Origin of the sequence: uncultured Sphingomonas sp., from assembly GCF_964237155.1 — a bacterium.
Taxonomy (GTDB): Bacteria; Pseudomonadota; Alphaproteobacteria; order Sphingomonadales; family Sphingomonadaceae; genus Sphingomonas.
The window spans coordinates 1-5,586 of record NZ_CAXSHH010000112.1; the positions used below are offsets into that span (position 1 = coordinate 1).

Annotated in this window: 9 protein-coding genes; 6 read left to right on the top strand and 3 right to left on the bottom strand. The window is 66.0% G+C overall.

Features of this window, described 5'->3' with window-relative positions; translation table 11 throughout:
• Positions 1-304: 304 nt before the first annotated feature.
• The 5 genes from ACFE71_RS14580 to ACFE71_RS14600 all read left to right on the top strand — a co-directional run bounded on the left by ACFE71_RS14580 (position 305) and on the right by ACFE71_RS14600 (position 2,136).
• The gene (locus ACFE71_RS14580) at positions 305-499 is read left to right on the top strand and encodes a hypothetical protein (RefSeq protein ID WP_375429488.1); all 195 of its coding nucleotides are present in this window, start codon (positions 305-307) and stop codon (positions 497-499) included.
• A gap of 311 nt (positions 500-810) precedes the next feature.
• Positions 811-993 (top strand): hypothetical protein, encoded by a 183-nt coding sequence (locus ACFE71_RS14585; protein ID WP_375429489.1) that lies wholly within the window; start codon positions 811-813, stop codon positions 991-993.
• Positions 994-1,065: 72 nt separating this feature from the next.
• Positions 1,066-1,254: a DUF6961 family protein gene (locus tag ACFE71_RS14590; RefSeq protein ID WP_375429490.1), complete on the top strand. Its 189-nt coding sequence runs from the start codon at positions 1,066-1,068 to the stop codon at positions 1,252-1,254.
• Positions 1,251-1,400, top strand: a complete 150-nt coding sequence (locus ACFE71_RS14595; protein WP_375429491.1) for a hypothetical protein — start codon at positions 1,251-1,253, stop codon at positions 1,398-1,400. The genes ACFE71_RS14590 and ACFE71_RS14595 overlap by 4 nt, the downstream gene beginning before the upstream one ends.
• Before the next feature lie 121 nt (positions 1,401-1,521).
• Complete coding sequence (locus ACFE71_RS14600) at positions 1,522-2,136, top strand: hypothetical protein (RefSeq protein WP_375429492.1); 615 nt, start codon at positions 1,522-1,524, stop codon at positions 2,134-2,136.
• A 108-nt stretch (positions 2,137-2,244) separates the two neighbouring features.
• Here the strand turns inward: ACFE71_RS14600 and ACFE71_RS14605 are convergent, their stop codons facing one another.
• The 3 genes from ACFE71_RS14605 to ACFE71_RS14615 form a co-directional block, all read right to left on the bottom strand.
• A complete protein-coding gene (locus ACFE71_RS14605) occupies positions 2,245-3,036 on the bottom strand; it encodes a ThuA domain-containing protein (protein WP_375429493.1) in 792 nt (263 codons plus the stop codon).
• 11 nt (positions 3,037-3,047) lie between these two features.
• Positions 3,048-3,221: a hypothetical protein gene (locus tag ACFE71_RS14610; RefSeq protein WP_375429494.1), complete on the bottom strand. Its 174-nt coding sequence runs from the start codon at positions 3,219-3,221 to the stop codon at positions 3,048-3,050.
• Between the two features lie 169 nt (positions 3,222-3,390).
• Complete coding sequence (locus tag ACFE71_RS14615; RefSeq protein WP_375429495.1) at positions 3,391-4,170, bottom strand: DNA/RNA non-specific endonuclease; 780 nt, start codon at positions 4,168-4,170, stop codon at positions 3,391-3,393.
• A 605-nt stretch (positions 4,171-4,775) separates the two neighbouring features.
• Here ACFE71_RS14615 and ACFE71_RS14620 point away from each other — a divergent pair.
• Positions 4,776-5,510, top strand: coding sequence for a hypothetical protein (locus ACFE71_RS14620; protein WP_375429496.1), 735 nt, complete (start codon positions 4,776-4,778; stop codon positions 5,508-5,510).
• Positions 5,511-5,586 lie beyond the last annotated feature (76 nt).

Below are 5,586 nucleotides of genomic sequence, written 5' to 3' on the forward strand. Positions count from 1 at the left end.
ATCGAGTTCGCCTTTCAGCTCAAGGGAACTCTCCACTTTTCCGGGGCAAGTCCAGGGATGGCCCCGTCGATAAGCGGACCGACCCATGAGCGGGCGTTCGCGGCGACCCTCGCCGCCGCCGGTCTCTATCATTCATCGGCCTGCATCATTGGCTCACATGCTCCTCTGAATGGACGGCAGAGCCTCGCTTACGCTTGTGAACGATCAGCTGGCGGGTGCAGGCCTCCAGCTACGGGTGTGACCTGTTCTGGACAGCGCCAGCTCACGCGGTCAACGTGCATCCGATTATGGAACGTCGAACACCATGAGCGGGGCGAAGCGCTTCAGCGGGCAACGCCGCGAGGCAGCACCGGTCGACCCGGCCGCGATCGCCGCGGCCGAACGCGAGGTGACGATCTGCACCGCCAAGCTCGGCGAACTCGCGCGGGGTCACCCGTCGACGAAGGTATGGCGAGCCCGGCTTGCAGCCGCACGCAAGGTTCTGGACAGTAGATCGTGACTACTCGCGTTGGAGGTCGAAACGCATGAGAGCTATGCTTCTGGCTGCGGCGCTCACTTTGCTTGGGCCTTCTACGGTTGGCCCGTGTTCGACGGCGTATGCGGCGTCCGCCTGCTGTAAGACATGCTCGAAGGGCAAGGCATGCGGCGACAGCTGTATTGCTCGCGACAAGCAGTGTCACCAGCCCAAAGGGTGCGCCTGCGACGGCTGATCGTGTCGCTCACACGAGCCCTCCACGCTGTTACGGTCTTGCAGGCACTGTTCCCGACAGACGACTTTTCGCCGCGCGCGGGATCAGGTATGCGGTCATCATGACTGATAAGCTCAAGATCGCGGGTCTGGCGCTCGCTCTCACCTTCTCCACCGCCGCCGTCTCCGCCGAATGCTGCAAGGACATGGCCTGCTGCAAAGAGGGTGCGGATTGCTGCGAGGAGAGCAAGGGCAAGCAGGACGCGCATGCTGAGCACGCCGGGGATCACGCAGCCCACGCCTGATAGGTCGCGGCCGGAGTAGCGCGGCCGCGCGACGCTGGACGCGCGCGTGGCATACTGGCATTCTCTGATACTGTGACGGCAGATCAAGAACGTTGGGCGGAAGCCGCCATGGTGCAGCGCCTGCACGGCGACGGCGCGCAGGCGCACGTAGCGGATCGGATCGCCGATCTCCTGCTCAAGGGCGATCAGGCGGGCATCGAGCGCTGGTGCGAGATCGGCGCCAGGGTCGCGGGGCTGCCGGGGCCTGGAGCCGTGCAATGACCCGCTCGGCCGAGAAGCTCTATCCGGATGACGCCAGCTATGGCCTCCCCGCCCGCGAGCCGGTGCTGTTCGGCCATCCTTCTTTCTGGCGCGGGTTCAAGCATGTCGGGCTGGTGTTGCTCGTGCTGTATGCGCTGGGGCTTTAACCCGAGCTGTTGAGCGCGCGGTAATCTCTCGAGGGTACGGCCCCTGATCTCGACGACCGGCCCGGTTTCGGGTCCGGTTACGCATCGGCCTGGGGAGGCCGGTTTAGGGGGGATAATCATCATGAAGGTTCTGCACGTCGCGCTCGCCTGCGCGTCACTCACCATGTCCGCAGCCGTGACCGCGCAGGTCGCGCCGCTCGCACCGATGACCGCCGGCGCCGCCGTGCTGCGCACCGGCACACCCGTCGCGCTCACGATGCGCGAGATGCTGACCACCAAGGGCAAGAAGCTTCGGGTCGGCCAGCGCTTCCAGCTGGAGGTCGCGGAAGCCGTCGCCGTGAACGGCCAGACCGTGATCCCGGCCGGCAGCTCGGCGCTGGGTGAGATCACCGAGGTCCGCAACAAGGGCATGTGGGGCAAGTCCGGCGGTATCAACGCCCGCGTGCTGCACGTCCGCGTCGGCGATCGTACCATCCGCTTGACCGGTCAGGTCGACGACAAGGGCAAGACGGGCACCGCGGGCGTGGTCGCGGCGGTGGCGTTCATCCCGATCGCGGGCTTCTTCACGACGGGCACCTCGGCCGTGATCCCGCTTGGCGCGCCGGTTAGCGCGTTCGTCGACGAGGATGTCGAACTGGCGTTCATGGCCACGCCTACCGCGCCGATGGCGGTCGGGGTACCGACGCCCGCACCGGCGGCGCAACCCGCCGTCATCCAGACGTCGACCAGCCGTTAACGGAGAGGCGGCGCGGGCCAACACCCGCGCCGCTGTCACGCGAGCTGTCTCGGTAACTGCGCTGCATGAATGATCGTGCGCGTCGATGCCCAGGACTGACCGAGCAGACTATCGCCCCGCCCAGCGGACCGCGTTGACCAGAATGCGCCGGTAGTTCGGGTCGTCGTAGGCCTCCGGCGTATGACCAAGCGCCGAGTAAACGACGCGGCCCTTCGTTCTGGGATTGGTCCAGATGACCGGATGCGCACCCATCGCCAGCTTGCCGCCGGGACGGTAGCTCGCCTCGTCGACCCGGGCGAGCACGGTCATGCCGCGCGCCGCCGGATTGCTCGCGAAGGAATACCACTCGTCCGTGGGCGACCAGGGCAGCCTCACCCCAGCCATGACCGGGTGACGCGGCTGGTCGACGACGATACGCGCCGGCTGGAACTGGTCTGGGCCGCCCGGGTGGCCGATGAACCTGGTTCCGATGATCGTGCGGACATACCACGGCGCGGTGTGACTATCGTCGCCTGCGGCATGCAACGCCATTACGCCGCCGCCCCGGGCGACGAAGCGGGCGAAGGCTGCGCATTGCGCGGGCGTCAGGAAATCGCCGCTGGCGCTGTTGAGCACGACCACGGAGAAGCGCCGCAGCTGTTCGTCGTTGAAGACGGCCGCGTTCTCGGTCGCGTAGCTGCGACGGCCCAGATCGCGCGCGATGTCGGCGAGCACCGCGTCGGAGCGAGGAAGGTGCTCGATGTGCCGCCAGCCGTTCGTCTTCGACACGATCAGGACCGCTCCGCGCAGGTCGGCGGGCAGCGATGGCGCAACGCTGTCGTAAGTGGGCGTAGGAAGATGTGGGTCCGGACCAGCCTGCGCCGTCGCCAGCAGGCCGACCATCGTCAGCAATCGATACATCAGGCGACCTCCTATTGTTCGTGCAGTGTGCCGCGCGAACGGGCCGGCCGCCGGATCGGGCGTTGCCGGGTCGTCCCGTCAGTGGTCGGCGCGGTCGATGACCGGCGGAACGCAGTGATCAATCCCGTCACGCTGGTAATGATGGCGGCGATGCCCAGCAAGGTCGGGCCGTCTGGCAGGTCCATGTTCGACTCCACGGTTGAACTGACATGACCCTGTTCACTTTATGTTGCTGTAGGACAGCGCTTTCTGCAGTGATAATAGCCGGGTAGCTTATACTCGTGAGTCGCGGAGGACGACCGCGCGGCATCAGATCCTCACGAACGATGCACGCGCGACCGAGGTCGTGGCGCGTCAGGGTCGGCAGCCGAGCGACTGCGACAGATCGCGCAAGGTTCGGGTCCGGAGCCGCGGGAACAGGGCCAGGCGGCTGCGCAGCTCCACCTCCTCGACCGTGACCCGGGCCGCGCAGTAGTCGAGCGTGCGCGGCGCGGCGGTGTCCATGATAAACGCCGCTACCCGCCCGTCTGCCGTCGCGATCACCTTCCAGTAGGCGGACGGCACGCGGTGGCGCTCGTCGGCCTTCGGCAGCGGCGGCATGACGCGCTCGAACAGCGGACCGGTGAGGACGTACGCGGCGCCGTTCTCAAGCTGCGCCAGCGTCCGCTCGCGCTCCTCTAGCCGGTTCCAGGGTCCCTGGTTCAGCGCCGACCCCTGCGGCGTGATGTTCGACAGGATGTTCGTGTCCGCCGCGAACGGCGTGCCCGAGAACGCGGCCAGCGGCGTCTGGTGGCCGCGATCGACGCCGAGCGCGGCGGGTGCGCCGACATAGTCCGCCTCCTCCAGCGTCTCGGCCGGATCGAGCCATGGGTCGGGCTGCCAGTCGCGCTCCGCCGACTTGCCGATGGTAGCGGGGGTGACCCGGTAGGCCACCCAGTCGGCCATCTTGGTTAAGTCGTTGGACGCCAGTGTGTAGATCTCGCGCACGACGATGTCGTCGATCGCCGGTGCGCCGATCGGACAGCCGTGAAGGCAGTGGAAGGTGTGGAGCTCGCCCCCGACCTGCGCGGACGCCGGGCCGGCGCAGGCGAGCGAAGCAGCTGCCGCGGCCGCAAACAGGCGCAGGATCGGCATGAGTCTGGTCATGGTCACGACTGACGCTATCCCGAAGCCGCCAGCGTCTAGCAAGGCCGTTCAGCGGTGCAGCTCCGTCCGACATTGTCGAGAGAAGGTCGGCAAATCGACCCTTCTCGCTCTGCCCGCCTCTCTCGTATCGCGGCCGTAAGCTGGCGGCGAAAACCGAGGATGGTGGGACGTGACAGGCCGGCACGCTTAGATGCATTGCCCGCATTCAAGGACCGCGCTTTGGCGAGGCCACGTCAGCGGCGATGGAGGTCATGATTTTCAGCCGTCGATGGCCTTGCGTGGGGAGCGTCGACGTTTGATCGGCCGGCAAGTTAGTGAGGCCTCGTCGTCCTTGAGGCCCGGCTTCTCGGCCCGTCATGCTAGGATGAGTTGAGCGAGCAGAAGAGCTCGACCGACGCGGGCTCGATGCCCGCGTCGGTCGAAATAGGTACTTCGGCTGACAAGAGAACAAGCCGAATTCGTCGGCTGTCAAGCTGGCAGGGCCGACGCTTTCGAGCCTGTTCGCAACCAGCACGGAACGGGCGCAATCAAGGCCGGAAAGCCCACAAATCGGCCGGTTCTAACCGGCACAAAAACCGGCATGGGAGGACCGTATGGAAGACCGTTTGATGGTCGTGCGGCGATTGCTCTTCGACTACGTCCAGAGCCCGTCGCTACGGCACATCAGAGACCCGTCCGCCGTCAGTCGACTCGCGGCTGAGGTGATCCACAGGCTGGATCGGGGCTCCTCCGCCTGGCGCAAATGGGACCCGCCCCGCGAGCGACTTGTGAAGACCGCGGCTCCCTGCTGGGTGCCTATCGCCGATCTGGTCGGCCATCTAAATGCGATGCTCGGACCTCTGCTGACGACGACCGACGTTACTCAACGCATTCGGGCTTTCCAGGACGATGATGCGGCTGAGTATCCGGACGAACGGCTTTGGGATGGTTGTCTGGAGCTGTTCGCCCGGGAGAAGGCCGAAGGAACCGAACTCCCGGCCATCGTCGGCGCATTGCAGGAATACATTGAGGAGAAGGAACGACGCCTCGCGGTCGAGCAGCAGGCGCGGTACAGGGCCGACCAGGAAACCAAGCGGCGCACTCTTGAGGACCGCTTTCTGGCCGGTGCCGATTGCAAATGGACACCGCTCGACCGGTCAAAAGTCTTGTTCTGTCGCTCGAACGGGAGAGCGTACCGCCTCGCTCCGATGCCGGACGGGTTGTTAGAACTTTATCGGATCCGGACGGCTGAGGATGTGGGGGTTTATGTCGGTCGATATCGCCGTAGGACTGACGCTACGGCAGCGGTGGCGACGGTAGCCTTCGCGCCGGATCTGCTCAGGCAGTAAGCGGCCGCCCCGTGGCGGCAAAGTGCAGCGCGACAATCAGGATGCGAGCGCAGCGACAATCAAGATGAGAATCGCG

Excerpts from the sequence above, each read along its gene's own strand:
- ACFE71_RS14615 (WP_375429495.1), bottom strand. The coding sequence starts at position 4,170 with ATGCCGATCCTGCGCCTGTTTGCGGCCGCGGCAGCTGCTTCGCTCGCC.
- ACFE71_RS14595 (WP_375429491.1), top strand. The coding sequence starts at position 1,251 with ATGACCCGCTCGGCCGAGAAGCTCTATCCGGATGACGCCAGCTATGGC.
- ACFE71_RS14585 (WP_375429489.1), top strand. The coding sequence starts at position 811 with ATGACTGATAAGCTCAAGATCGCGGGTCTGGCGCTCGCTCTCACCTTC.
- ACFE71_RS14605 (WP_375429493.1), bottom strand. The coding sequence starts at position 3,036 with ATGTATCGATTGCTGACGATGGTCGGCCTGCTGGCGACGGCGCAGGCT.
- ACFE71_RS14600 (WP_375429492.1), top strand. The coding sequence starts at position 1,522 with ATGAAGGTTCTGCACGTCGCGCTCGCCTGCGCGTCACTCACCATGTCC.
- ACFE71_RS14610 (WP_375429494.1), bottom strand. The coding sequence starts at position 3,221 with ATGGACCTGCCAGACGGCCCGACCTTGCTGGGCATCGCCGCCATCATT.
- ACFE71_RS14620 (WP_375429496.1), top strand. The coding sequence starts at position 4,776 with ATGGAAGACCGTTTGATGGTCGTGCGGCGATTGCTCTTCGACTACGTC.
- ACFE71_RS14580 (WP_375429488.1), top strand. The coding sequence starts at position 305 with ATGAGCGGGGCGAAGCGCTTCAGCGGGCAACGCCGCGAGGCAGCACCG.